Raw genomic sequence first — 26,341 nt, forward strand, 5'->3', positions numbered from 1 at the left:
CTGCATTGGCGGTTGGATTGAATGGGTGATTAATCCAACGATGCGTTCGCAAAGCGAGCGAGGAGGCCCAATGTTTTTTTTAAAGGAAGCATCGAATTCCAAAGATAGAAAAAAGGAGCCGAATTTACCGCCAGGTACATTTGGACTTCTCTCCCTTCGTTTTCTGCCTCTTCTAAAAAGAGATACAATCGGTTTTTTCAAAAAATTAAATCGAAAGTTCGGCAAGACAGTTCGGTTCGGAATCTTTAAAATTAGCGTGCATATAATCACGCAGCCTGATGACGTCAGGAAGGTTTTGCAAGAGAACAGTCAGAACTATCACAAAGGAATTTTTTACATAGAGCTCGGACGGATTCTGGGCAAGGGAATTCTTCTGAGTGAAGGAGAATTCTGGAAGAAGCAGAGAAAACTAATACAGCCTTCGTTTCATCGCCAGAGGATCTCTGAGTTCGTTCAAGTAATGGCCAACGAAACGGATAAGATGCTCAATCGATGGAAGAATCTAAAGCAAACAGACGTTTCCAGAGAGATGATGCATTTAACGTTCTCGATTGTAGGAAAAACACTTTTTAAAACCGAAGTGGAAAGCTATGCGAATCGAATAGAATCCGCGGTCACAATCGCTTTGGGAGAAGTTTCAAAACGAGCCAAGAGAATATTTCCTGCGCCATTTCATTGGAATACTCCCGGAAACGTTCGTATTAAGCAGTCAATAGCTGAAATGAATTCAGTAGTATACGATCTTATCGAACAAAGGAAGAAATCGCCTTCGAACGATATCATCACTATGCTTTTAGAAGCCAGGGATGAAGAAACAGGTGAAACAATGAGCGAACAGCAGATTCGCGATGAGGCTATTACTCTTTTAATCGCTGGTCACGAAACTACTGCGAATGCTCTTTCCTGGGCATTCTACTTACTAAGTCAAAATCCTGAGGCATTTGAAAAAGTAAGGGCTGAGGCATTTTCAGTGTTAGGCGACCGTGAGCCGAATATGGATGATATTCAAAAATTATCATATACTCGGAAAGTGGTCGATGAAACTTTAAGGTTGTATCCACCTGCTTGGATTATTGAAAGGAGAGCCCTAGGTTGGGACGAATTAGGAGGGTATGATGTTCCTCCTAGTACAAACGTTTCGATCTGCATATTCAATCTTCATAGAAATCCGGACTTCTGGAATAATCCGGACCAATTCGATCCGGACAGATTTGATGAGGAAAATTCCAAGGACAGACCTAAGTATGCCTATATACCCTTTGGTGGAGGTCCCAGAGTCTGTATAGGCAATGTTTTTGCGCTTACTGAAGCAGTGTTAGTATTGGCAATGGTGGCTCGGAAATTCAGATTTAGTCTTGTTCCGGGCAAAAAGATAGCATTGGAACCTTTAGTCACATTACGTCCGAAATATGGAGTGCATTTAAATCTAGTTTCCACTTGACCCGGGCTTTCATGGCCGAGAACCTTATTTCGAGAGGATTTCGGCCATGGAAAAGATGATCAAGAAACGGATCGATCAGGTAAAAGAAAAAGGGCATCAACGCTTAACGGTCTTACTGATTCCTCACGGCTTTGATAAGTCATTCCACTTTCAGATTTCCATCTTCACAATTTTCTTTTTAGTCGGTCTTCTCTTCTCGATAGTAGGAATTGCAGTCTTAGGAATCGTAAAATATAACAATACTCGAATTCAGATTAATGCACTCGCTTCGGTATATGGAAAATACTTCGATGAGTATCTTGAATACAGCGAGCAGCTCGAAGATATTGAGGATGATTTCGTAACCCTAACAGAAAATTTGCAAGAGGTCCATTCGCTCATCGATGGTGATTCGGATGAACTTTTAAAGCTCGCAGATGAATCGGATATAGAACATCAGGCTCACACCGAATTAAAGACAGAAGAAGTATCTGACAAGGACCTGATGCTAGGTAGATCCTACCTTTCGGAAATCTATGGCTATCGTTCCGTTAGAGTTTCGATGGAAAAAAATAAATCCTTAATGGAATCCGTGTATGACTTTCTGGATAGCAGATATGGAGTCATGAATTCTCTTCCATTCGGCGAACCGCTATTTTCTTATAACTTAACTTCTTATTACGGAATGAGACGCTCACCGACTTTCGGTTATATGGAATTTCATGACGGAGTAGATTTGGCGAATGTCCCAGGAACTCCTATCTATTCTACTGGTGACGGAAGAATTTTCAGAGCGGTTCATTCTTCGAGAGGTTATGGCAATCATATCGTGGTTCAACATGCGAACGGTTACTATAGCCTTTATGGGCATTGTACAAAAATCTTGGTCCGCGACGGAGAAAACGTTCGGAAAGGACAATTGATTGCTACTGTAGGATCCACAGGAAACGTAACCGGACCGCATTTACATTATGAGGTATGGGTAGGAGATTCGAATCGTACCGATCCGATGGAATATATGAAGGTCGGCTTTGGTCAATATTAATAAAGCTTAATATGCCTAAAGCGAAAGATTCCAAATCCAAAGCAAAAGGCGCTCCTGCCGCCAAAAAAACTGCCAAGAAAAAGTCCGAAAAAAAGCCTGAAGCGGTGTCCCTTGAAAGAGCAGGCACCGTAAATGACAAGATTGATCTATCACCTTCGGAAGCCGAAAAAGAAATTCGTGCTTTAGAAAAAGAAATCCGTCACCATCAATACCAATATTATGTAAAGAATCTACCTACGATTTCTGACCTAAAGTTCGATCAAATGTTTCGACGCTTGCAGGATCTAGAAAAAGCTTTCCCGGATTTAATGGATCCAGCGAGTCCTACCTTGAGTGTAGGATCCGATTTAGACAAGGATTTTCAAAAATTCACCCACAGATTACCTGTGCTCTCTTTAGAAAATACGTACAGTGAGGAGGAGCTTTTGGATTGGATCCAGAAGACTGATCCAGAAGCTCTGTATTCTTTGGAGTGGAAGATCGATGGGGCTTCCATAATGCTGTATTATGAAAATGGAATATTATCTAATGGGGTGACTAGAGGAACCGGTGGAGTAGGCGACGACGTCACGGATAATATTCGAACAATTCGCAGTATTCCCCTCAGACTCGAGGAATCGGTCACTGTTTATCTTCGGGGCGAGGTCTATATGACCTACAAGGATTTTGAAGATTTCAATGAAAGCTCGGAGGGGAGATACGCCAATCCTAGAAATCTATCCTCAGGTTCTTTAAAGCAAAAGAATTCTTCCGATGTGGCAAAGAGACCTTTGAGGATCTTCACCTACGATGCATTCTTTCCGGAGGCAAAGGTTCGGTTTCAGACACATTCCGAAATCATGAAGAAAGTTGAAGAGTTAAAGTTTCCAGTTCCACCTGACACGGTTTTGGTGAAAGGAACTCAAATCTCCGAAGCGATTCGCAAATTTAAGAAGAAAAAGGAAAGTGTAGGGTTTCCTACAGACGGCTTAGTAGTAAAATTGAACGATCTATCAACAAGACAAGCGCTTGGATATACATCTCATTCTCCCCGCTGGGCAAGAGCTTTCAAATTCGATGCAATGATGAAGGAAAGCAAAATCGTCGGAATCGATTATGCAGTAGGAAGAACTGGTAAAATTACTCCGAGGGCAGAGATTGAGCCGATCAGTCTTGCAGGAACCACCGTGACCTTTGCCACTTTACATAACCAAGATTATATCAACGAATTGGGAATAGGGATTGGTGCGATTGTCAGAGTTTCCAAGAGGGGAGAAATTATTCCTGCAGTAGAAGAAGTAGTTACTCCGGGAGAAAAGGTTTTTCAGATTCCTAGATCCTGCCCTTCTTGCGGTACAAAGACAGAAAAGCGCGAAGATTCTGTAGATGCCTTTTGTCCGAATCCTGACTGTCCGGATCGTGTGAAAAACGGGATCATCTTTTTCTCCTCCAGAAAACAGATGGATATAGAAGGACTCGGGGAAAAGCAGGTCGAGTTCTTGTATGATAAAAAGTATATTAAAGATATTGCAGATTTATATGAACTGCAAAAGAAAAAAGATTCTTTGATGGAAGAAGAAGGCTTCGGAGAAAAAAGCGTTTCTATCATTCTAAATGGGATAGAAAATTCTAAGAAAAAGGATTTTAAGTTCGTGCTCTCATCACTCGGACTTCGTGAAGTAGGTCCGAAGGTCTCAGAACTTTTGATCGAGCACGGATACGAATCAATGGATTCTATCATAAAGGCTGTACAAAAGGAAAATTCTGCAGAGTCTCTCATGGAAATCCCTGGTATCGGTCCTTCTACAGTGGCTGCTTTGGTGGAAAGCTTCACCGACAAGAAAGTGATTAAGCTGGTAGAAAGGTTGAAATCAGCAGGATTGAAGATGAAGGCCGATCCGATCCAAAAAGCAGATAAGCAACCATTTCTCGGACAAATTTGGTGCGTATCCGGCTCGTTTGAGAATTTCCAACCGCGCGAAAAGGCTATGGACCTAGTCGTCTATTATGGAGGGCGAAAGGTCAGCTCAATTTCGAGCAAGACGACTCACTTGTTAGCTGGGCCGGGAGCTGGGTCCAAAGTGGACAAAGCAAAAGAGTTAGGCGTGGCGATCGTCTCAGAAGAAGAATTTTTAGAAACACTAAAGAAAAACGGAATCAAATATTAGAATCGATCGATTTGAAATTTTTCCAATGATTGAATTTTGATGCATAAGCAAGCGTTAATCGAAATATAAGTATTGAAGGCTTACTAAACTTTGCCTATAACAAAGATTATAGAATATGTCCGAAAAAAAATGCTCTAAATGTTCCGCTCCTTTTCTTTGTTGCAATGAGGAGCCTGGCTGTTGGTGCGAAGATGTCAATCTTACCTCAGAAACCCTTATACGGCTACGCACCGAGTATAGTAACTGCCTTTGTGAAAAATGTCTGAGACAAGAAGAGTCTGGGCAAATTATTTAGAATCGTTTCATAACTAAGTCCTAAAGTATCTAAGTGTTCATTTAACAAAATGAACAAATGTTTATTGCGAGATTGTTTTCTTCAGTTTTACAAAAACAAGTTGAAACCAAAATAAGCATGCTTGAAGCTTCGATTAAATAAGCACAGAATAATTACGGATGCCAGTATGCTTCCGAAAAATGAACCAACACAAAGACTGTGAACTTTAAGAAGTAAGTCGTGGATTCGACAAACCAGATTCTGCGAGAGAGGCGATATGTTTTTAAATCCTTACATTAAGACTGAAGACGAAGATTTTTATAATACTGTAAAAGATTTCGCTAAGGAAAGGGCGTTGCCTGGTGTAGAAGAAAGAGACGAGCTTGGAACTTGGGACGATTCTCTCTGGAAGGAAATGGGCAAAATGGGATTACTCGGTATTCCAGTGCCGGATGAGTACGGAGGACAAGGCGGAACTTGTCTACATTGCTGCATCGCTCAAGAGGCATTCAATGCAGGATGTTTAGACGGAGGGTTTGGACTTTCCTGGGGAGCTCACATGATCATCGGTACTTTGCCTATCCTTTTCCAAGGAACAGCAGAGCAAAAACAAAAGTACCTTCCGAAATTTGTGACCGGGGAATGGATCGCAGGCTTGGCCTTGACAGAACCTGATTCAGGATCAGACGCAGCAGGTATGCTTACTTTTGCGGAAAAAGTGGAAGGCGGCTACATTTTAAACGGAAGTAAGATGTACATTACCAACGGACCTGTAGGACAGGTATTTATAGTAATGGCTCGGACTACAAAATCAAGAGGACCTATGGGAGTTTCCGCGTTCATCGTAGAATCCAATATGAAAGGATTTCACGTGAGTAAGGTTCTGAAAAAGTTAGGGCATAATACTTCTACTACCGCAGAATTATCTTTTCAAGATATGTTTGTGCCGGATGCAAACCTTTTAGGTCCTTTAAATTCGGGATTTTTACGGATCGGAAAAGCGACCTTGGAATGGGAAAGGACTGTTCTTGTCGCAGCATTGCCTGGCGGAATGGAATTTATTCTGGAAGCTGGCTTGGATTACTCACTCAAAAGACGCCAGTTTGGTAAACCGATCCTATCCTTTTTTGGAATTCAGGAAAAACTAGCAAGGAATTGGGCCTATCTTTGCGCCTCTCGACGTGTCATCTACTTTGTTGCGAACAAGAAAGATAGTGATCCGAGCACTAGTCTTCCCCTGGAAAGTTCTGCTCTCAAAGTCTTTGTAACCGAATCCGCAGAAGAACTCGCCAACGACGCTGTTCAATTATTCGGCGGAATAGGCTACATGAGAGAATGTGATGTGAGTCGTTTTTACAGAGATGTAAAATTGGGCACAATCGGAGGAGGAACCTCTGAAATTCAAAGAAGTATCATTTCCTCCACTTTCTCAGGATTCCAAAAATTTATGAGCACTTTAGAGCAGGCTTTTCCTGAAAACATCCGAACAAAAGCCGAAGCTGAACTTGCAGGAACTCCGGAATACCGAATGCTAGTATCTGCAAAAAACCTAATACAGAGCGTAGGAGATCATCCTGAAAGGAAAAAGAAGCAGTCGCTGGAATTTGGCTTTGCGGATTTGCTCGTACTGACAATGGCGATACAGTTGGCTGTTTGGGATTCTGCTCAATCTAGCGCTGAGTATTCAACTGAGGACAGAAAAAGAGATCTCAGAATCCTAAGCTTCTATGCCGGAGATCGCTTCCTGAAAAATGTGCATTTCTTAAAGGAAATCGATCAGAGGGGAACTCAGGATTTGTTAAGATGCTTTAACGAATTGCCTCCAATTGAAAAAGAAATTTCAGCATGTATTGAGTTTTTGAAAGAAGGCGTTTTAGGCGCATCAGTATCGTAAGGAATTCGAAATTTCTAATGGATTCCATTACCGCAAAAAGAAAGGAATTAGATATGTACCAACTTGGTAAATCTTATGATGAAATTAATATAGGTGATTCTGCAAGCTTTTCGAAGACGATTACGGAAACAGACATTTACCTATTTGCGGGTATTAGCGGAGATTTTAATCCGCTTCATGTAGATGAGCAGTACGCAAAAACGACCCAATTTGGAACTCGGATTGCACACGGAGGTTTGGCGGCTTCCTTATTGGCTCCAGTACTTGGGATGAAACTTCCGGGTTTAGGAACGATCGCACTCGAGACCACGACCAAATTTCGAAAGCCGGTGTTTCCTGGTGATACGATTACTTGCAAGGTCATCGTAAAAGAGAAGATCCCAAAGTTGAAAGCCATCGCGATGAGAATCGAATGGACTAACCAAAATTCGGATACGATCGGTAAAGGGGAATGCAAAGTGCTTCCGCCTTCCAAAGCCTAAATTAGGAGAATTGAATGTCTCATCCTGTTTTATTGGGTGTCGCGGATAGTACGATACAGGATTTTCCTGAATCAGAGTACAAAGATTGGACCGGAGATAAAAAAGTTCTCCAACATTATAAAAAGTCTCTAGCGGCCTTATTAGATTTTCTGGAAATGACTCCGGAATTTCTTAAAAAAGAAATCACCGATTTTGTAAGTATCGAACCAGCGTCCTTGGGAAAACAGGGTTACGGTCACAGCGTGCGAATTGCAAATGAACTCGGCTTTACCGGAATACAAGCGCATGTTGTTGATCTGGGAGGGGCAAGTGTGACCGGAGCGATCGGACATGCCAGGTCTATCCTACTTAGCAATCCGGATTCGGTCGTACTCGTGGCAGGCGCGGATGTTCCGAAATCCGCTTTCCGACAGGTCTCTGATCTAAAAAAAGTGAACGAAACAGTTTGTCATCCGGAGTTCGAATTAGAGACCGGTGCAACTTTGATTTCTATGTACGGACTTATGATGAATCGGATGAAGTTCGAGCATAATGTAACGCAAGAAGATTTGAACGAGATCACTCAATTTTTCAGATCGAAAGCAATCGGAAATCCTAGAGCACAAAATTATAAACAAGAAATCACCGAAAAGCAGCTTTCTAGAACAGTAGCCGATCCTTATCCAACTCCTATGATCGCGATCGTAACAGATCACGGTTTTGCTACATTGTTAGTTTCCGAAAAGAAAGCCAAGGAGTGGAAGGCGAAGGGTCATATTCGAAGCAAAGTAAAACCTGTCTATCTTGTTGGTTCTGCTCATACTGCACATAGCGAATACTTCATTTTGAAAGGAGGATTTCAAACTCCGGCGACCCAATCTGGAGCAAAGTTATTCGCTTCCTCTGGTTACCGAAGAGATGAAGTGGATTATGCTTGGATATATGATTGTTTTACTGGAATGGTAATCCTTCAATCCTCCGAATATTTCGGCGTGCCTATCGACAAGACAGTATCTCTATTAAGGAAAGGGCAAATCACAGTCGGAAAAGGGAAAAAGATCCCGATCAATCTTCTGGGTGGAATCATGAACTATCAGGCGGCTATGTCTATTTCTGCTGCGACAGGTTTGGTCGATGTCGCACATCAGTACGGATTATACGCACAGTCTGATAGATTAGGAAAAACTGAATTATTAAATCCGACAGTTTCATTGTTGGGAGGAAACGGAGGAATCGATAGTATTAATTCCACCGCACTTTTTTCCTCCAAGAAACCCGACTCAGGCCGAAAACCAAAAACCGCAAAATTAAAACCTCTGTTCTTGAATCGACCTGGAGCTAAAACGGGAGAAATCGGATCAGTATGGTCTTCTACGGTGATCAATTTTAACCCTGCGTCTTCGATAAAAACTCCTTACTCTCTTGTATTGGTAAAGTTAGAAGAAGATCGGTTTATCGTGGCGAATCTCTATGATAAATCCGGAAATCTACTTAAGAATATCAATGAATTGGAATATGATAAAACCAGAGTAAAGATTGATCGAGATAAAAACCAATGGAAGGCGAACTTAATCTAAACCGAGCGTTCGTCTTGCCATGAAGTGGTTCGACATCTTAAATAATCACATTACTTTAAAAAAATAGTGCAAAGTGTGGATACTTCAGATCCAATTTCGTTTGTTTTTTTCAATTGGATCCGAATAAGCACGTAATTTGCTTTTCTAATCCCTTAGGTAATGCGAAACAATTCCAGATTCGGCATGTCTAAATCGATGCCGATAAAGATATATATTGAAAAGTTAGAAAGTAGAAAATCCGAAGCGAGAACCGTTTCCAAAATTGAAACTAGTTTGTCTGAAGGGACGTGTTCGGTGTTCATAACAGCAGAAAATATTAAGACTGGCGAAGTAAGAACTTTTGAAGGGACAGAAAAAATTCTAGTGCCGGATATGCGGCAGAAAGAAGAAGCATTGTCCGTGCCCACTCACTGGGAGACTGTCGAAAATTGTTTGGATCTAAGAAAGTACTCGAGATTCTTTTTGGTTTCAGAGTCAAGCGGCAGGTGGATGCGATGTCCGATCGTTAATATTAAGATGAAGGGCTTTGCATCAGAGAGAGGCGAACTCTCATTAGAAAATGTCGAGATATACCGAGTGCTGGGAATTTTTTTATAATAGGGCAAAATCTGCTGGATGATTCTGGATAAGAGGATAATATGATTCCTCTTTTCCGATTTCGCTTAATCATGACTGTCCGAAGAACAAAGAAAAAGCCAGCGTCTAAATCGAAAGTCGCTCCTAAGAAATCCAAGTCGGAAAAGGAAAAAACCTCTTCGCTTCGTATTCCAAAAGAGAACGATGTTAAAATGTCCGAAATGGTCGATTTGGCCGCAGAAATGTTCGTTCGTGCCCTGGAAGTTTCTACCAGAATTCCTCCGAAGCTCAGAAATGAGCTGCTAAAAGCAGTAAAGCATTCCGCAAAAGAAATCTTATCCTAGCAATTATTTTCCGGAATTTTGGAACCGACCATCGTTGGATAATCGCCGAATGGTCCGTCGATTACTTATATGGAAACGATCTTTTTAGCAGCAGCACTTTCGTTGATTCTCTTCGAACAGTACAAAGAAAGAAGGACTCGGGAGCGAGTAATCGCACAACCACTTCGTAACTATATTCACCGCTAAACCGGTGATCGGCAGGCCAGACGAACGGAAGCGTCGGCAACTTCTTCTTTTCCCACCTTTTACAATAGATACAGCTTGAATCCTACTCAATTTCATTAAGAATGGTTTTATACATTCGCTTCTAATCTCTAAACAGAGGTTCAAATTGTGGGGAACAATTCACTTACTCCGATTCGCGCAATCGAAACGTTTATCCGATGCAAGAAAGAAGGGACTCAAGTTCCATTCTTGGTCTGGGACACTATAAAGACTTACCAGAAGTGGAACCAGATTGAACTCACTGGATTGATCAATGCTTCGGTATATTATCCAGAATTACTTTTTGAGCCTGGTATGGAAGAACGGATAGCGAAACGCATGGACGATTTCAAGAAAAGAATCGTAGAAATTCCTATCCAATGACCAAAGCTTTAGAACCCAAGATTATTTATCAAGAAGCGAATCCCTATAGTTCGTTTACCGCATATTTAGAAGACGACGGAAGGACAGTATATCTGTACCTTCAATCTGAACAAAACCCAGAGTTTCAAATGAAATCAGTCTGGGTTTGCAATAGAATCGATGCACCTACTTCCAGAACTGAAGCAGATCTAAGAAGCGGGCTAGCTCCTATGCTTTTGAAAGATGAAGTAACGGATCCGGCTCCAAATTCTGGATTCGACCCTGAAAACGTTCATTTTATCTGGTCCGAAGAAGGCGACGGTGTGGCTTTCTTTTATAATGAAGAACTCCAAGCGTATTTGCCTTCTTGGTCAGGAGTTAAAAACTTTCACGGTTATTCAAAATATGCCGCAAAGGAATCGCTGACAGCATATCCACTCGGGAATTCAGAGTTCGGAGTCATACCTGATCGGATTCAAAAAGATAGAGAACACTGGGAATTCAGATCCAAACCGAATGTTTGGAAATCCATTCAAGAATTGCGCCTTGGATTTTTGGAAAAGGCATTTGGTCCTCATGAAAAATATTGGTCCGCTGATGGTGGTAAATTTCCTCAATTAGGAATCGCAAGATTCAAACCTAGTCAATATCCGAACGTATATGTCTATGCCACTGTCGGTATGAGTGCACAGAATATGCCCGGAGTGGAGCTCTATAGAAGAGACTACGAGGATTATTCAAGAGTAGAATTGGTTTTTGCAATTAAGATCGGAGACGAAGATAGATCAGAGAGTTGGGTTCCTCACCAAATCGGAGAGATCATACGATTTCCTTGGAATATGGGAAAATGGTTCGGGCAAGGTCACACTATTTCTATGAGTCGAAGAGATCCTGAATCACTCTATGTGACCTTTACAAATCTACTGTTAAAAGAAATTGGTTCCGCAGAAGAAGGATATCCTCATTTGCAAGGACTAGTAGCAGAAACTGGAAAACCGATTCGGTTTCTCTCACTTTTGCCGATCTCGGAAGAAGAAAAAGTCTTCATACAAGAAAAGAGCGTATCTGAATTCATTGGAATGATGGACCAAAATTTTGGTACTTGGATCCACGCTTCAGACAGAGAATCTGTAATTTAAACTATAAATAAAATGGATCGGATCTTTAGTATAATCTTGCCCCAAGAATGGAAAGAGCAGAGCCACCTTTGGCAAAGACTCTCCGTCTTTCTGTCCGGTGTAATCGCATTATCATTTTTTGTGTTTGTCTCTTGGGAAGTTTTCTCTGAGGAAAAGGGGTCCAATGCGGCGGTTCTGGATCGAATCTGGGAGGATATTTATTCCGAGGACTATATTTCGGCTAAAAAACTGGTCCAAAAGGAGCTACAAGCCGGAAAATCGGAATCTTTGTCACTTTTATCCCTTATGGAAGTGTGCTTAAACGGCCTTTCTAGGCCAAAACAGGCGGATGAAACCAGGCTAAGAATCCTTCAGATTTGGGAAAAGAAGCACAAAAAGACTTTTATTGAGGAAAATTACCCTCTGAATCTTGCAACTTGGACTAGAATGGTCTCCGTAACTCCGAATGTTCTTCTACTAGGTTCAGAATATTATTTACCTTATCCAATCAATGCAAGTAAGGATGGATTTTATTTCCATAAGATCACGGCATACAACAGATACACGAAGAGTCCCACAAAGTTTTTCAAGTTAGAGAAATCGAATAAGACAGAAGGAGAATATCGACTCTTTGAAATTTCGGTCGATGGTGAGTCGAATCTACTGAAAAGTTATGGAGATACTTTACCGAATTTGCGCGATGAAATGAAGGACGTTGCGCGTTATCTGAAAATATAATTCAGAAAATTCTATCTATTCAGGATAGTTTCCTCTAGTTTGAGGCTCTCTTCGCCCTTTCATAGAGTAAAAAGAATCAAAACTGTTGTAAAAAAACAACAAATGATAAACGAAACCTTTCTCTTCGCATTGAAATAGTTAAAATCACACTCTTAAAAGAAAAAACCCGCTTCATTGAAGCGGGTTTTAAGATTCATTTCTTCTATAATCGTTATAGAAGGAAATGTTGTTAAAGTTACTTATTTTTTCTTAGCAACTTTCTTCTTAGCAACTTTTTTCTTAGCTACTTTCTTCTTAGCTGCTTTCTTGACTGCTTTCTTTTTAGCAACCATTGAGATCCTCCATTGTTTTGAACTTACACTCTTCCATTTCTTTGTAAGGAATCGTGAATGCTCGCGGATAGGGACATAATTATGCAATTAACTTTTCATTGTAAAGTATTTTAATTAATTTCCTGAAATTTTTTTGAAAATGATTGATTTCATACTTAGCATTTCATCTCAGTCACTTCTAAACATATAAATGATAGATCATCACTAGGTTCTTTGTTGTTTCTAAAGTCTTGAAGTGTCTTTCGAACTAGTTCTGCTAGTGATTGAGCATCAATCGAATGATTTTCTTGAAGAAGTTTTAACAAACTTTCTTCTCCAAAGATGTTTTCGTTCTCATCGAAGCTTTCTGTTACTCCATCCGTGAACAAAACTAGTTTATCTCCAGGGTTTAAATGTACTGTTAATAGTTTATATTCGGTCGGTAACACTCCAAGTACACGTTGTGTTTCCGTTCTTAGTTCAATTTTTCCACCTTTTCGTATGCAAATTGGAGGAGTATGACCTGCATTTACAAAAGAGAACGAAGAATCGTTCGCGTTATATATTCCTGCAATCGATGTCATGAACTCGCTTCCGCGATATCTTTCTATCAAGAATAGGTTAATTGCTCTAAAAATATCAGGAAGATAAGGTGATTGATCTAAATATTTGCGAATGATTCCTCTAACAGCAGATACTAGATAACCGGATCCGAGTCCGTGTCCTGAAACATCTCCTAAAAATAACAGCTGCTTCTTCGGGCTTATCTTCAGAATATCCATATAATCTCCGGATATTCCTACTGCGGGAACGGAAAAATAGCCTACGTTTGTACTTTTGATGGTTTCTAGTTCGGAAAGATGGACTGTTTTATCCAAGATGGCGGCCATATTCAAGTCGCGTACGATTCTTTTCCTTTCTACCTCGTCGATTAATAACGCATAATTTCTGATCAATAAAGAAGCCAAACGAGTGCATTCCTTGAGAAATCTTAGTTCGCCGAGAGTAAAATTTCTTCTGCTGTTCTTTGCTCCAACTAAAAAGACTCCGATTACTTCCTTTCCTTTTTCGAAATCAAATAGTGGATACGCGATTTGAACTTCGAGCTGGTTGAGGAATTTAAAGACTGATTCTCTGATTCCGAGTCCGTAGGCAAGATGAGAAGTGACTGTTACTTCGGTATGTCCTTCGAAATAACTCCAAATTTCGGAGTTATAAGGGATTCTGATAAAGTTGATATTTCTTAGATCCGTCCCCTGGAATCTATCCGCAGGAATAAGAACCTGCAGTTTTTTTACGGAGAGCGCTTCTACGATTCTTCGAATCAAATTGTTTATGGTCGCGCGCATAGATATTGGAGCGCCGATCATTACGGACATTTCTTCGAGCGCAGTATGCAGCTGAGGATTTTTCCTGAAACTCCAGTAATCGATCCATTTGTACAATTTGTTGTTCAAAGGGCTCAGGAAATAGGCGGAAATTACTACATAGAGCAGGTTCCATTCCTGCTGGTACTTACCTAAAAGTTCAGGATTCCATCTTACAAAAAATTCAAGTCCGAACAGATAACAGAAGGTAAGGATGAGTATGGAATAAATGGAAATGAGAGAAGAACTGAATGCAATTTGTACAGGGACAAGTGAATAAGTGTAAGTTCCAAATACCATTAGTATCGGAAAAACTAAAAAGGCGATGATCAAGTAAGGTCTGATCATCAGGACTGCTTCCGGATCCGAGAGTCTGCTCAATATAAATGGCACGAGAGTGATCATGGAAAAGCCTAAGATCAAGGATGCTTTCTTGAATACTGCCTGGATCTGAGTAGGATTCCGGAATGTATGGAAAAGCAGCTGCACAATGCAGAACAGAGAAGCAAACAGATTGAAATAGATCCCGTTCAAAGCTAGGAATTGAAATAAATCGGGATTTGCTTTTTGCGAAGCTCCTACAAAAGCACCAACTAGAGAAAAAATTACCTGCGGCGCCATCCATCTAGAAGGGATTTCTTTTCCTCGGAGCCGAAAGGATACGTTTAGAATCAAGAATGCGTTAAAAAAGAAAAAGAAGAAGAAAGGGAATACGAAATCGTGAAACGCTAATAGAAAAAAGTGGAAAAGGAAAAAAGAAGAGAAGGATCCAAATAAAAGGAAAATAAATAGATCTCTAGTATAGAAGAAGAACCAGATCGCTACCGAGAAGTATAGCAGCGAAAGGAAAATGTCCCAGGCAAAATCTTTTAGGACTTGGTAAGCCGATATCGTTACAAATTTGACTTCCTTAACGATGCTACCTTCCTTTCCGTAAAAATGATAAGAATATGACGCCTCCGTATCTACTAGCTTCCTGGAAATTTCATACTCTAATAAGTCTAGCTTTGTTCCTATCAGTTCTTTATATTCACCGTGCGCTAGTCCGATCACTCCGTTCGGATAAAAGTAGAACGGGAGTCTTGCATCTTTGGAGGATGAATTCAAAAGTCCGGTAAATAGAATTAACCCGAACAGAATCACAGATACGAAAGCTAGAAGTATATTTCTCACGATTCGACTTCCAGACTTTCGAAAGATATGATGTTTCGATCATTCCAGCTCAGAAATAAAGGATCCGAGTTGATCTGTTCCTTATTTTCCCAGCCAACCGAAGCTAAACTTCTTTCAGGGTGTGAGGTTCTAAACAGTTTGAAGTTTTTTCCGGAAAATCTCAGATACAGATTGTTTTGGTTTTTCCCGATTAGTCCTACCGCTAGATCGTACTTTTCCATCCAAGAGACTTCTCTTAGGTTCTCTTCTATAAGATTTTTGATCTGCAGGACATCCTTCAAATCTCTCTTTAACCTAGATGCATATAGTGTTCCTAGAATATAGCAAAGTGCCAGGACCGAAACTGCGTTGGTAACGCTCAATCTTAGGAAGATGAAATAGAATTCTCCGTTCGGTCCTTGTAGGAACTCCAACAAATCACCGGGTTCCCTTGAGAGAAATTCTACTTTGACGTTGCCGACTAGAGGAGGTTCAGGAGGTTCCAAAAACCTTCGAATCTTATCTGCGTTTTCTAGTTCCTTGCGGTACTTTTTGTTTTCTGCCACCTGCGAGGAGAGAATATGATTATGGACCGCCAAAGCGCATTTTCCCGCAAGGAATCCAACTTCGTGTCTCACATCATCCTTGGGAATATTCGAAACCGCCAAAAAACCAAAAAGCTTTTCTCTAAAAACAAAGGGCAGTATGAAATTTGCTCTTAAACTTACGAAATCCTCGTTGATACTCTTATTTTGATCCGGTTCTCCGATCATCGCGCCGGCTCTTTTGTTTAAGATATATTTTAATAGAGCTGAGTCCGGATTAATCCCTTCTTGAGTGTTTACCTTTCTTTGTTTTTTATGCGCATATGTATAAAGGTCGTAATGAGTCAGATCATTTCTTACGATGGCAAGTTTTCCAAAATGACTGTCGGTAAGTCGAACTAGCTCTGGAAATACGTTCTTAATCAATCCTTCTATATCGAATCTTCGGTGTGCGATTCTGGAAGAGCCAGGATCGTCGCTTAGATATTCTGAGACGAAGGTAGACTTTAGAAAACTAGAGACTTTATCCTGAGCAGGGATCACAAAAAGAACCCCGAAGACAAGACAAGTCAAAACGCTGATTTCTCTTACATACTCAATTTCTTTAGGAAGATAATTTAAGCAAATTTCGAAGAGCAAAAGAACGAAAATTACGCCCAGGATCCGCACGATAAGCGTGATCAAAGAGGAGGCAATTCGGTGGTCAGTAAAAAGGGTCTTCACAATTTGAAGTCGAATACTTAAGTTAAGTGGTATAGTATGCGTTTTCTTTTATGTACCCTTCGGTCAGGTCGCAACCCCAAAACTTCATCTCAAAATTCCCGGTATTCAATACCACATCAACGACGATATCGGTATTCTTTTTCAGATAGTCGGACAATTTTTTTAATGTATCGGAATCGGCACCTTTTACGGCCAATCCGCCAAAGTAAATTTCCAATCCTTGAAAAGGGATTGGCTCATCGAATACCTTTCCGACTGCCATAACTAAACGTCCCCAATTTGGATCACCTCCGTAAATTGCAGTCTTAACGAGCGGAGAATTTAGAATCGACTTACCGACTTTTTGAGCCTGGGCACGATCTCTAGATTTCTGAATTTTCAACTCTATTAGTTTTGTGGCTCCTTCTGCATCGCGGGCTATTTCTTTTGCAAGATCTATGCAGATTTCCAGTAATGCCTGTTTGAATTCGTTTGGCTTTACTTTGCCAGCCAATCCGTTGCATAGAAGTGTGACTGTGTCCGAGGTGGAAGTATCTGAATCGATTGTAAGGCAATTAAAGCTTTGGTCAACGTTTTCCTTCAAAAGCGCATATAAGTCTCCTTCTACTTCTGCATCGGTGACTATATAAGATAGCATCGTAGCCATATTCGGTTCTATCATGCCGGCGCCCTTTGCCATCCCGAAGATAGTAGCTTCTCCCTTTTCGGATGGAATGGTTCGTACCGATATTTTTCTTTTTTTGTCAGTGGTTAAGATCGCCTCTGCGACTTCTTCCAGATTATTGGGCTTTAACATGGACTTTGCGACAGTGCACGCGGGTAGGATCACCGACATAGGTAATTGCACTCCGATTACTCCGGTAGAAGAAGGTAACACGCTTGTAACCGGGATCTCTAAGGACTTTGCGATCTCTTCACAAATGGACCTTGCGTTTTTTAAACCGTTTTCGCCTGTCGCGACGTTGGAGTTCTTCGAATTGATTACGATTGCTTGCAAGACTCCGGACTTTACGTGTTCTTTTCCGACGATGACAGGTGCACCTGGAAAATTGTTTCGTGTGAAAACTGCCGCTGCTTTGCACGGAACTTCGGAATAGATGACTCCGAAGTCTTTTGTCTTATCTTTGATTCCAATATTTGTACCGAAGGCAAGGTATCCTTTGGGAGAACGCATGGTCGCACCTACGAGAAGTTCTTTGTTTGGGTGAAATTTTCCATGCTGATGCTAAGAGTTTTTTCGGAAAGCGCAATATACTATAGTGGATCGATTTACTTCGCCGTTATGCGAATTCACTTTGAAAAGAGCACTTGATTGACTAAAGATTAATCACTATTCTCTACGTAAACCTTAGGAATGGTCGCGGAGAATATCGAGCCGCCTTCAGGATTGTCTATTGCTTTCACAGTACCGTGATGTAATCTTACGATATGTTTTACAATCGATAGACCCAATCCAGTTCCTCCTTCTTTACGAGATCTATTCTTATCCACTCGAAAGAATCTTTCGAAGATTCTAGACTTATCTTCGTCGTTGATTCCTATACCTTGGTCTATTACCTGAAACTGGATGAAGTTGTCTGGAACTTTTGAAATCTTAAGTGTAATCGTTTTTCCTTCTGGTGAGTAAGCCGAAGCATTAGAGATTAGATTCAATAGCATATGCTCTAGCAAGACCCAGTCGGCAGAAATTGTCACAGGTTCGGGCATATCTACTACGAACTTTTGTTGTTTGGCGGACACGACACCTTCGACCGTAAAGGAAAGATTGTCGACCAACGATTTTAAGGTGAATTCTTCAGGATGAGCGATCGCGGATTGGTTTTCGATCCTTGTAATCGTGAGCATATCTTCTACGATTCGGACCATTCGATCTGTATTTCTGGAGATCGCGTCCAGGAACTTTTTTTCATGACTGTCTGCGTTCAGCTTTAGGCGGCCTAATAAAGTTTCCGTATAACCTTTGATTGAAGTAATAGGTGTTTTCAACTCGTGGGATGCGTTTTGAACGAATTGCTCTCGGATCAAATGGGATTGTTTCTCTTCCGTGACATTCCTGATTACGCAAATGAACATCAGAATGTTTCCATTGGTTCGAAGAGGATACATTTTCACCGCATAAAAGTTTTGATTCAGAGCGAGTTCTGTCTTGGGTTCACCCTGTCCGCCCAAATTCTTTTTAATGAATTCTAGTAGTCTTTCGTCTTTTACTGCCCTTTCTACTTTTCGGGAACCTGAATTTGGTTCAATCAAAGAGGAAGGTATACTTCTATTTTGAAATAAGATTGAGCCTTCTGGATCTACGGAGAAAACGCCTTCTTTAAGATTTTGAAGAACCGAATCGAACTTTTCCTTTTCAATCGTGAGATCCACGAATTGATTTTTCAAGCGAGCCGACATTCGGTTAATGGAGACTGTTAAGTCAGCCAACTCTTTGATTTCAGGAAGTGTTAACTCAGAACCGAAATCGCCGGCGTTGATTTCTCCTGTTTTGTTTTCGATCTGGTTCAATGGAACTGTCACGCTTTTCGCAATGCTAAACGAAGCGTAGAACGTGCAGAACATGGCTAAGATAACAAAGGTTGAGAATAGTAGGATCTTTAGATCGGGAGGAATCTTGTTTTCCAAATAAAGAACGATTCCTGCTACAATCATTAAGAAGAGCAGCAGCGACCAGTTACTGAGAAGGAGTTTAGAAAATAAACTACGCCTCATTGAATCTGTATCCAATCCCTCGGATTGTTTCCAGTCTCTCCTTTTCGTCCGCTAATTTATCTCTCAAACGTTTAATATTTACGTCAACGGCTCGATCCGTTACGTAGATATCTTTTCCCCATACTTTGTCTAAAAGTTTGTCTCTAGTAAATGCGACTCCGGGATTTGTCATGAATAAATAGAGGATCTTATATTCGATCAAAGTGAGATCTATTTCCTGTTCTTGAATATACACTTTGTGTGCCTTTGGATTCAAGAAAATTCGTCCGATCGTAATGTTTCCTTCGAATTCCTGTTCTTCTTCGGTTTCGCTAGAACGACGCAAAACGGATCTGACTCTTGCGACTAGTTCCCTTGTAGAGAAAGGTTTACGAACATAGTCGTCCGCACCGAGCTCCAAACCTAGAACAGCATCGGTCTCACCTGATTTGGCCGTGACCATGATAATAGGAAGTCCGTACTTTTCTTTGATTCTTTTACAAAGATCCATTCCACCTACGCCGGGCAGCATTAAATCTAGTACTATTAAATCGGGTAAGTTCTTTTCAATTCTAGGCAGGACTTCTAATCCGTTTTGACAGGTTTCGACCTGATAGCCGTTTTCTTCTAAGTGAAATTTGATAAGTTCCGCGATATCTTCTTCGTCATCTACGACTAATATTTTTTGGCCTGGGTTACTTGAAGCATTCTTCATAAATTCGGTGAAGCTCTTTCTCCTACGCTTTACGGGAGCGGTTCCTGGGTTATCTGTTGATCCCCTGGTTTGGGAAGGTTCCATGGCCAAAGTTTGTCAGGAAACCGTTACAAAAGATTTACGGAGCGATTACAAACCTTGCAAAAAGAATATTATGCGAGTGTTTATATGACAACTCGTAAACAACCGCATTCAGCGGTCTTTCAGGATTTCATTGAGCTCTCTAATTAGTTTTCTCTGGGAATAGATTACATAAAGAGTGAATCCACCAAACAAGGCCAATCCGAGGGCATAGACCCAGAGCAGACCTTTTAGCCGATTCTGCTCTTCCTCGATCGCACTGATCGAAGCTAGGTGGCTGATTAAGAAATAGTAATGATCCGAACCGGCCCAGGACTTTCGAGCTTCTTCCCGAATTTGAGCAACTAAGATATCAGCGTCCTTCTTGCTCATCTTTTGTATGATCGGAAAGATAGAGTCTAGATCCTTGGAAAGGAACTCCTTCGCATTGTACTTTGGGCTTTCTCCTTGGGGTTGGGGGAAGACTTGGGGTCCGGAGAGTAAAATAACGGCGATAAAAAAGGCGAGGATGGAGCTTTTGGTCATTCGTCAAATCCGAGTTTGTTTTTCCATTCTTTCGTATATGGGTTCTTGTACTGCACAAGATAAATTCCAATAAGAACCGCGAAAAGCAAGAAAAGCATTCCACTGGTGGCAAGGATCACATGTAAAATTCCAGTATGAAGTAAGAAATTCCAGTCCGTAAAAAGAATAATTGTAAGCGGAGAAAAAGACAGGATCAAGATCGTAAGTAGAATTGCCCTGATATGACGAATCGGAATAATTTTCAACATTACCCTTTTCTTCATTAAAGGCGGCACAGGCAAGCTCGCTTTCTCCTTTGGAGGGGAGTCAAAATAGGCAAGCTGCTCTTTTAGATCGGCTGGAATTTCAATCTTTTCCGGCTTCATCTTCCTTCTTTAACCAATCTCTTAGGATTTCTTTTCCACGAAAAATATAACTCTTTAGAGTATTCATTTTCAAGTTCAATTTTTCTGAAATATCTTTGTAGGACATATTCTCGAAGTAATGGAGCGAAATAGGTCTTCGATAGAGCTCAGGAAGTTTGTTCACCAAGGATCGTATTTTCTCATGTGTTTCCTTTTGCAGGAGTTGTGATTCCTGAGTGGACTGTCCTTCTAATAAAGATTTCTCAGAACTAACATTTTCCAGTGGCGCGTCTACTTCCGGATGGTCTTTGCGATATCTTCGGATAATTTCATTTCTCGCGATCGAAAATAGCCAAGTGGAAAATTTGGAAAGCCCTTTGAATGTAGAAAGACTTTCAAAAGCTTTTAAGAATACGTCTTGGGTAAAATCTTCTGCCTCGGTCTTATCCCGGAATGCTTTGGAGGCCTGGGAATATACCATTGCCTCATAGCGAAGAACTAGTTCTTCGAAAGACTCATAATCACCTGCGAGCACTTTCTGTATGCACTCCCAGTCAACCGGATCACAAGCGATTGGCGTATTTGGTTGCATAAGGATTGCGTTTTCGGACCAAGTCGGATTTTGTTTTTCGAATTTTATATAACTAAAGATTTAGCGTTTCGGCGACCACTTGTAGTAGCATAGGAGACCTAGTCCGACAGAAAAAGGAACCAGTCCGCCTATCATTGCTAAAGATTTGCCGAGTACTAATAGGAACGATACGGAAAGAGCAGCGCCAACGAATGTCAGCACCAAACCAAGAAAGAAAGAGTAAGTTCTTAAATCGAAAGCTTCCTTTTTATAGAGACCAGCTCTGATGATTTCCAGTCTTTGGCGATACCACCAGTAAAATAGGAAGAACAAGAGAACACATCCAAAGACGATTCCTACAATCGGAACCGTATACAGGACCACTTTATAAGCGCCTCCGGTTTGATTTTCCTTAAGAGCAGTTAGAATTTGCTCCAAGGTCTTAAAAAGTATCTCTTTCTCTTCCGGTGTCATCGTGCCAATATAGTATCTTCGGTTTCCCTCAGCTCTTCTTTTTTAAAGAAGGGGATTCGGTTTTCGATTCCTGGGCGACTGGCCAGGGAAGAATACCATTCTTCTTCCTTCCAGCTTTCTTTGAGATAGCTGGCGCGAATGGTTGAATCAAATAAGTACTTAAATTTGCTCATGGCTTTTCTCCGTAGATTTTTGTTATGTCGTATTCAAATATCGACAGCTTTTCGCTGTCTCGATAGAATAAATGCTCGTCTGGACACCATTTTTTAACTGGGGAAGAGTTAGAAGAAAAAATAGCGATGATTGAGATTTTTTTAAATCGACGAATCTTGGGAAGTCGAACTGGAGATAGTAATTCAAAGGAATTGAATGTACTTTCTCACTCAGCTTTTTTTGGGGTCGAAAAAAGGAGGACCAGGTAAATTCATTTCACGAATCATCGGTGGCCTTGAAAAATCGCAGTGCTCTCTCAGAAAATTTACAATGATTCTTGCAGTTGCTCCCCAAAGAAGGCCTTCTTCTAAATCGAAATAAAACAATTCCATTAAAGGTGAGCTCGGATTTCGTCGTACATGCAGACTATAAAAAGGTTCCGACCATAAACGAGATAAATCGAGTCGAATAATTCTCTCCACTTCCTCTTGATTGAAATCAAACACGAAATCTCCGTGATATACCGCAAGATACGGAGTGATATGAAAACCTGTATGGGTGAAATATCCTTTGTACGTACCGATTATTTCCAGATCTTCTGCAGGCGCGCCCATTTCTTCCGTCCACTCTCTAAGTGCTGTAGAAAGTAGGTTCTCATCTTCCGGATCTCTTGCTCCTCCAGGAAAAGCAATCTGCCCCGGATGAGATACCAAATTGTGACTTCTTTGTTGGAGTAAAAAACCATCTCCTTCCGGTGTTCTGTAAATCGGAATGACCACGGAAGAATCTGTGATGTCTTCCGGAATTTGAACCTCTGATTCTACTCTTAGAGGATTATTGTTTTTGATTCTTTCTAGATCTACTTTAATCAAACTTTTTCTTAATCGGTACTAGATGAGTCAACGTAGTCTCGTAAGGTCTGCCTTGGATTGCTTGCAAGATGGAAGGCCCATAATTTAGAATCTTCCATTCTGAAAACAGATTCAAGTCTCTTAAGTCTTCGAGCGATCTTGCGTTTTTTCTCGCGATTTCTGCGATCATTTTGTTCGAAGGCATTAGATTGTGACCCATTCTTCGGACAGACATGATCGTCTCTCTCCATTGTCTCAATCTTTTGAATCGATCTGTCTCTTCAGAACTGAGATCTTCGATTACCCTTTTGAATAAATCGTTCTTTTGGATAGGCGGTCCACTCGGTGTATTATAAACTTGAAGTAGATGGTCTGCATCTTTTTTGCCGACGATTTCTGTTAGCTTATTCAGATCTCTTCTGTTTTTTACCAACTCCAAGACCTTGTCGTTATTCCAAATTCTAAAAGGTGCCTTATTATTGCGCTTTGCCTTTTCGTCTCTGACAACTAGGGTATCGTAAAGTGCACGTCGTTCATCGCTGCTCAAGTCCAGAACATTGGGAAACTTTTCGAGCGAAACTGTAAACCCTTCAAACGGTTCGGGTTCCTCTTCCGCGATCTTTGAGAATTCGGAAAAAGCCTCGTCATACAAATTTCTTTTTGTAAGCTCCTCTTTCATTTTTTCCCAAATGGATTCCAGATAAACTGTGTCCAGAGCGGCATACTGCAATTGGCTTTTCTCTAATGGGCGCTTTTCCCAATTAGACTTTTGCTCTTTTTTGGACAATTTTACTTTGTGATAATGTTCAACTAAATATGACAAAGAGTTCTGTTCCAAGTCTAATAAGCGAGAACTGAACATCGTATCAGCGATATTTACAAACTTAAAGTGAAAATCCCTTTTCAAGGCTTTGATATCATCTGAAGCAGAATGAAAAATCTTTAGAATGGAAGGGTTTTCAAACATTTGTCCGAGTCCAGATACATCTTCTAGTCTAATTGGATCGAAGATATAATTCTTACCTTTGGAAGAAATTTGGATTAGGCATACTCTTGAATAGTATGTATAATAACCGGACGATTCAGTATCAATGGAAATACGGTCCGCCTGTGCAAGGGTTATTAAAGCTAATTGCAAGCTTCTTAAGTTATCGACTACAATATAATCGGATTGTATTTGCATCTAAACAGCGACCTGGGAGAGTTGCGTTGGAAGGGGGACCATGAGTTCGATTCCAAATACGTCCAATCTACGGACTATAGTCCAGGATGACAAACCAAAAGAAGAATGTGCTATTTTTGGGATTTTTAACTCCCAAGAAGCGGCAAACTTCACCTACCTCGGTCTTTATTCAATGCAGCACCGAGGGCAAGAGTCCAGCGGTATCGTCTCCTCAGACGGAGAGCACCTATATCGATACGCAGGCATGGGCCTGGTAGCAAATATTTTTACCGAAGCGAAAATTCGCGAACTCACAGGGACCTCTGCAATCGGGCACAACCGCTATTCTACAACTGGAGCGAGTTTTTTGAGAAACGCCCAACCACTCCGAGTCGAATCTCACCTCGGACCGATCGCTCTCGCTCATAACGGAAATCTAGTAAATTCATGGGAAGTGCGTTCCCAGTTAGAAAGAGACGGTTCTATCTTCCAGACAACAATCGACTCCGAAGTGATCGTGCACCTTATGGCAAGGTCCGGAGAAACTGATTTTCTCTCTGCTTTATCTTCTGCCCTCAAAAAGGTCAGGGGTGCGTATTCACTTGTAGTGCTAACAAAAAGTCAATTGATCGCTGTGCGAGATCCGAACGGTTTTCGTCCTTTGGTCATGGGGAAAAGAGACGACGGCTCTATCGTCTTCGCTTCGGAGACCTGCGCCTTTGATATCACTGACACAACCTATGAGAGAGACGTAGAACCGGGAGAAATGATCGTAGTAGATCGAACCGGAGTTCGATCTTTTTATCCTTTTCCTCAGTCCAAAGCGGCTCTTTGTATTTTCGAGTACATTTACTTTGCGAGACCTGATTCGAATATTTTTGGAGAGTCCGTTTATAAAGTGCGAAAAGCACTAGGTTCTCAACTAGCGAAGGAACTTCCGGTCGAAGCCGACGTAGTAATTCCGGTTCCAGATTCTGCGAATATTGCTGCATTAGGATATGCAGAAGCTTCAGGAATTCCGTTCCAGTCCGGATTGATTCGGTCTCACTATATCGGAAGAACTTTTATAGAACCGGATCAGAAGATCAGAGACTTCGGCGCAAAAATCAAATACAATGTAGTCAAGAATGTAGTTGAAGGCAAGAGAGTCATTATCGTAGACGATTCGATCATGAGAGGAACCACTAGCAGGAAAATCATCAAGATGATTCGCAATGCTGGTGCGACTGAAATCCATCTAAGAGTTTCCGCTCCTCCTACGATCTCTCCCTGCTATTACGGGATCGATATTCCAACTCATAATGAACTGATCGCAGCAACTCACACGATCGAAGAAATTCGGAAGTATTTAAGAGTGGATTCTATCGCGTATCTCTCGGTCGAATCCATGGGCCGGGCAGTTCAGGAACATAAAGGCGGCGGTTTCTGTAATGCTTGTTTTACCGCAGAGTATCCGGTAGAGTTCCAGAGCGATATGGGAAACCAAAAAAGCTTGTTTAGAGAATACGAAGTAGAAGAGAGAGTTTAGTTCTCTGATTTTTTAATATACGAGGCTAACATTTCCTTTTCGGATCTGCTGAGTTTTCGCCTTTCTTCCAACATGGCGAGTATTTCTAAAGCCGCGTCTGCATCAAGAGTCTGCAAATAATCTAATACCATTTGGTGAGTATTCTTTCCGCTTGCATTCGTTAATAAGCGAATTGCCACTTTGCCTGCTTGCATGAGGACCGCTTTTCTCTCTACGAGAGCTTCCATTGTACTCAATACTATATGAATTTCTGGATTTTCCTGGAACAGAGAAAGCAAATGCTGATAAATTCCGGGCATAACGAGTGGAAACTCGTAGATTGCATCTTGCAAGCCGAGATAAAGTTCCCTCTCATCGTCTTCCGAAAGTTCTGCATAGGATTGCAGATCTAAAAGCATCTCGTCTGAGAGTAGTTTTAAGAACTGTGAAGCTAGCTTTGTATTTCTTTCCCCCTTCACCGAATACTCGATGAATTTTACGATTCGTTCCGGCGGCAGTCCAATCCAGTAGTCGTTAGATCGAATGTCCAAGAAATGAAATCCAACTTCGGAACCTTTTTTTGTTTTTCTTAATTCTATAAACCGGGTGAATTCCTGACTTACGATTCTGTATAGCAGTGGATCGCTCATTTCAAGAATCGTGGATTTTACTTCTTCGTGAGAAGAGATGGATAAAAAATATCTGACTAATTCAAAACCGATATCACTCTGTGCGGAAAAATTCTCCAGAACTTCTGCAGGTGCTTGTTGGAAAGCCGTGATACCAACTGTGAAAGAATTTTTGCCTTCCAAGAACCTTGCTAGCTTTTCGTACGCCAAACAACGGAAGTTCGGATCAGAGGCACCTTTTCCGTTTCGAATTTCACTTCGACAATTGGCAGGACAAGGCTTGGAATTGGCGATACCTGCCCCGCAAACAATTTCTATTCTATCTTGGTGGTTCGCTACGACCATACTTAAATAAATCCGTCGCGGAATAGACGGAACC

General features: G+C 41.1%; 25 protein-coding genes. 12 read left to right on the top strand and 13 right to left on the bottom strand.

The window, feature by feature from the left end:
- The first annotated feature begins 70 nt into the window (after positions 1-70).
- The 11 genes from CH373_RS13080 (at position 71) to CH373_RS13135 (ending at position 12,161) form a co-directional block, all read left to right on the top strand.
- Positions 71-1,441, top strand: a complete 1,371-nt coding sequence (locus CH373_RS13080; protein ID WP_100713617.1) for a cytochrome P450 — start codon at positions 71-73, stop codon at positions 1,439-1,441.
- A gap of 46 nt (positions 1,442-1,487) precedes the next feature.
- A complete protein-coding gene (locus tag CH373_RS13085; RefSeq protein WP_100713616.1) occupies positions 1,488-2,465 on the top strand; it encodes a M23 family metallopeptidase in 978 nt (325 codons plus the stop codon).
- An 11-nt stretch (positions 2,466-2,476) separates the two neighbouring features.
- Entirely contained in the window at positions 2,477-4,612 is a 2,136-nt protein-coding gene (gene ligA / locus CH373_RS13090; protein WP_100713615.1) for an NAD-dependent DNA ligase LigA, read from the top strand.
- 115 nt (positions 4,613-4,727) lie between these two features.
- A complete protein-coding gene (locus CH373_RS18975; protein WP_100713614.1) occupies positions 4,728-4,907 on the top strand; it encodes a cysteine-rich CWC family protein in 180 nt (59 codons plus the stop codon).
- A gap of 256 nt (positions 4,908-5,163) precedes the next feature.
- The gene (locus tag CH373_RS13100; RefSeq protein ID WP_100713613.1) at positions 5,164-6,780 is read left to right on the top strand and encodes an acyl-CoA dehydrogenase family protein; all 1,617 of its coding nucleotides are present in this window, start codon (positions 5,164-5,166) and stop codon (positions 6,778-6,780) included.
- A 53-nt stretch (positions 6,781-6,833) separates the two neighbouring features.
- On the top strand, positions 6,834-7,262 hold the full coding sequence (locus CH373_RS13105) for a MaoC family dehydratase (protein ID WP_100713682.1): 429 nt from the start codon (positions 6,834-6,836) through the stop codon (positions 7,260-7,262).
- A gap of 14 nt (positions 7,263-7,276) precedes the next feature.
- Positions 7,277-8,818 carry a thiolase C-terminal domain-containing protein gene (locus CH373_RS13110; protein WP_100713612.1) on the top strand — a complete coding sequence of 514 codons (1,542 nt, stop codon included), beginning with the start codon at positions 7,277-7,279 and terminating at the stop codon, positions 8,816-8,818.
- Positions 8,819-9,456: 638 nt separating this feature from the next.
- A complete protein-coding gene (locus CH373_RS13120) occupies positions 9,457-9,738 on the top strand; it encodes a hypothetical protein (protein WP_243393387.1) in 282 nt (93 codons plus the stop codon).
- Between the two features lie 333 nt (positions 9,739-10,071).
- On the top strand, positions 10,072-10,326 hold the full coding sequence (locus tag CH373_RS13125) for a hypothetical protein (RefSeq protein ID WP_100713611.1): 255 nt from the start codon (positions 10,072-10,074) through the stop codon (positions 10,324-10,326).
- Positions 10,323-11,444 carry a suppressor of fused domain protein gene (locus CH373_RS13130; protein ID WP_100713610.1) on the top strand — a complete coding sequence of 374 codons (1,122 nt, stop codon included), beginning with the start codon at positions 10,323-10,325 and terminating at the stop codon, positions 11,442-11,444. The genes CH373_RS13125 and CH373_RS13130 overlap by 4 nt, the downstream gene beginning before the upstream one ends.
- A 30-nt stretch (positions 11,445-11,474) precedes the next feature.
- Positions 11,475-12,161: a hypothetical protein gene (locus tag CH373_RS13135; protein ID WP_423789772.1), complete on the top strand. Its 687-nt coding sequence runs from the start codon at positions 11,475-11,477 to the stop codon at positions 12,159-12,161.
- Between the two features lie 487 nt (positions 12,162-12,648).
- Here the strand turns inward: CH373_RS13135 and CH373_RS13140 are convergent, their stop codons facing one another.
- The 12 genes from CH373_RS13140 to CH373_RS13190 all read right to left on the bottom strand — a co-directional run bounded on the left by CH373_RS13140 (position 12,649) and on the right by CH373_RS13190 (position 23,847).
- On the bottom strand, positions 12,649-15,012 hold the full coding sequence (locus CH373_RS13140; RefSeq protein WP_100713609.1) for a PP2C family protein-serine/threonine phosphatase: 2,364 nt from the start codon (positions 15,010-15,012) through the stop codon (positions 12,649-12,651).
- The gene (locus tag CH373_RS13145) at positions 15,009-16,259 is read right to left on the bottom strand and encodes a hypothetical protein (protein ID WP_100713608.1); all 1,251 of its coding nucleotides are present in this window, start codon (positions 16,257-16,259) and stop codon (positions 15,009-15,011) included. The genes CH373_RS13140 and CH373_RS13145 overlap by 4 nt, the downstream gene beginning before the upstream one ends.
- Positions 16,260-16,281: 22 nt before the next feature.
- Complete coding sequence (gene argJ, locus CH373_RS13150; protein WP_100713607.1) at positions 16,282-17,433, bottom strand: bifunctional glutamate N-acetyltransferase/amino-acid acetyltransferase ArgJ; 1,152 nt, start codon at positions 17,431-17,433, stop codon at positions 16,282-16,284.
- A 149-nt stretch (positions 17,434-17,582) separates the two neighbouring features.
- Positions 17,583-18,971: a HAMP domain-containing sensor histidine kinase gene (locus CH373_RS13155; RefSeq protein ID WP_100713606.1), complete on the bottom strand. Its 1,389-nt coding sequence runs from the start codon at positions 18,969-18,971 to the stop codon at positions 17,583-17,585.
- Complete coding sequence (locus CH373_RS13160; RefSeq protein WP_100713605.1) at positions 18,961-19,665, bottom strand: response regulator; 705 nt, start codon at positions 19,663-19,665, stop codon at positions 18,961-18,963. Before CH373_RS13160 ends, CH373_RS13155 begins: the two co-directional genes overlap by 11 nt.
- A 192-nt stretch (positions 19,666-19,857) precedes the next feature.
- A complete protein-coding gene (locus tag CH373_RS13165) occupies positions 19,858-20,271 on the bottom strand; it encodes a hypothetical protein (RefSeq protein WP_100713604.1) in 414 nt (137 codons plus the stop codon).
- A complete protein-coding gene (locus CH373_RS13170; protein WP_100713603.1) occupies positions 20,268-20,636 on the bottom strand; it encodes a hypothetical protein in 369 nt (122 codons plus the stop codon). The genes CH373_RS13165 and CH373_RS13170 overlap by 4 nt, the downstream gene beginning before the upstream one ends.
- Positions 20,617-21,207, bottom strand: coding sequence for an RNA polymerase sigma factor (locus CH373_RS13175; RefSeq protein ID WP_100713602.1), 591 nt, complete (start codon positions 21,205-21,207; stop codon positions 20,617-20,619). Before CH373_RS13175 ends, CH373_RS13170 begins: the two co-directional genes overlap by 20 nt.
- Positions 21,208-21,267: 60 nt before the next feature.
- Positions 21,268-21,660 (bottom strand): hypothetical protein, encoded by a 393-nt coding sequence (locus CH373_RS13180; RefSeq protein ID WP_100713601.1) that lies wholly within the window; start codon positions 21,658-21,660, stop codon positions 21,268-21,270.
- Positions 21,657-21,833 (bottom strand): LIMLP_16695 family PerRB-regulated protein, encoded by a 177-nt coding sequence (locus CH373_RS18660; protein WP_165778834.1) that lies wholly within the window; start codon positions 21,831-21,833, stop codon positions 21,657-21,659. Before CH373_RS18660 ends, CH373_RS13180 begins: the two co-directional genes overlap by 4 nt.
- A gap of 210 nt (positions 21,834-22,043) precedes the next feature.
- Entirely contained in the window at positions 22,044-22,682 is a 639-nt protein-coding gene (locus CH373_RS13185; protein ID WP_423789771.1) for an NUDIX hydrolase, read from the bottom strand.
- Positions 22,678-23,847, bottom strand: coding sequence for a ribonuclease D (locus CH373_RS13190; protein ID WP_100713599.1), 1,170 nt, complete (start codon positions 23,845-23,847; stop codon positions 22,678-22,680). Before CH373_RS13190 ends, CH373_RS13185 begins: the two co-directional genes overlap by 5 nt.
- 40 nt (positions 23,848-23,887) lie before the next feature.
- On the opposite strand from CH373_RS13190, the gene purF reads away from it, so the two are divergent.
- The gene (purF, locus tag CH373_RS13195; RefSeq protein WP_100713598.1) at positions 23,888-25,354 is read left to right on the top strand and encodes an amidophosphoribosyltransferase; all 1,467 of its coding nucleotides are present in this window, start codon (positions 23,888-23,890) and stop codon (positions 25,352-25,354) included.
- Here the strand turns inward: purF and CH373_RS13200 are convergent.
- Positions 25,351-26,307: a hypothetical protein gene (locus CH373_RS13200; RefSeq protein ID WP_100713597.1), complete on the bottom strand. Its 957-nt coding sequence runs from the start codon at positions 26,305-26,307 to the stop codon at positions 25,351-25,353. The genes purF and CH373_RS13200 overlap by 4 nt on opposite strands.
- Positions 26,308-26,341 lie beyond the last annotated feature (34 nt).

The organism is Leptospira perolatii (genome assembly GCF_002811875.1).
Lineage (GTDB): Bacteria > Spirochaetota > Leptospiria > Leptospirales > Leptospiraceae > Leptospira_B > Leptospira_B perolatii.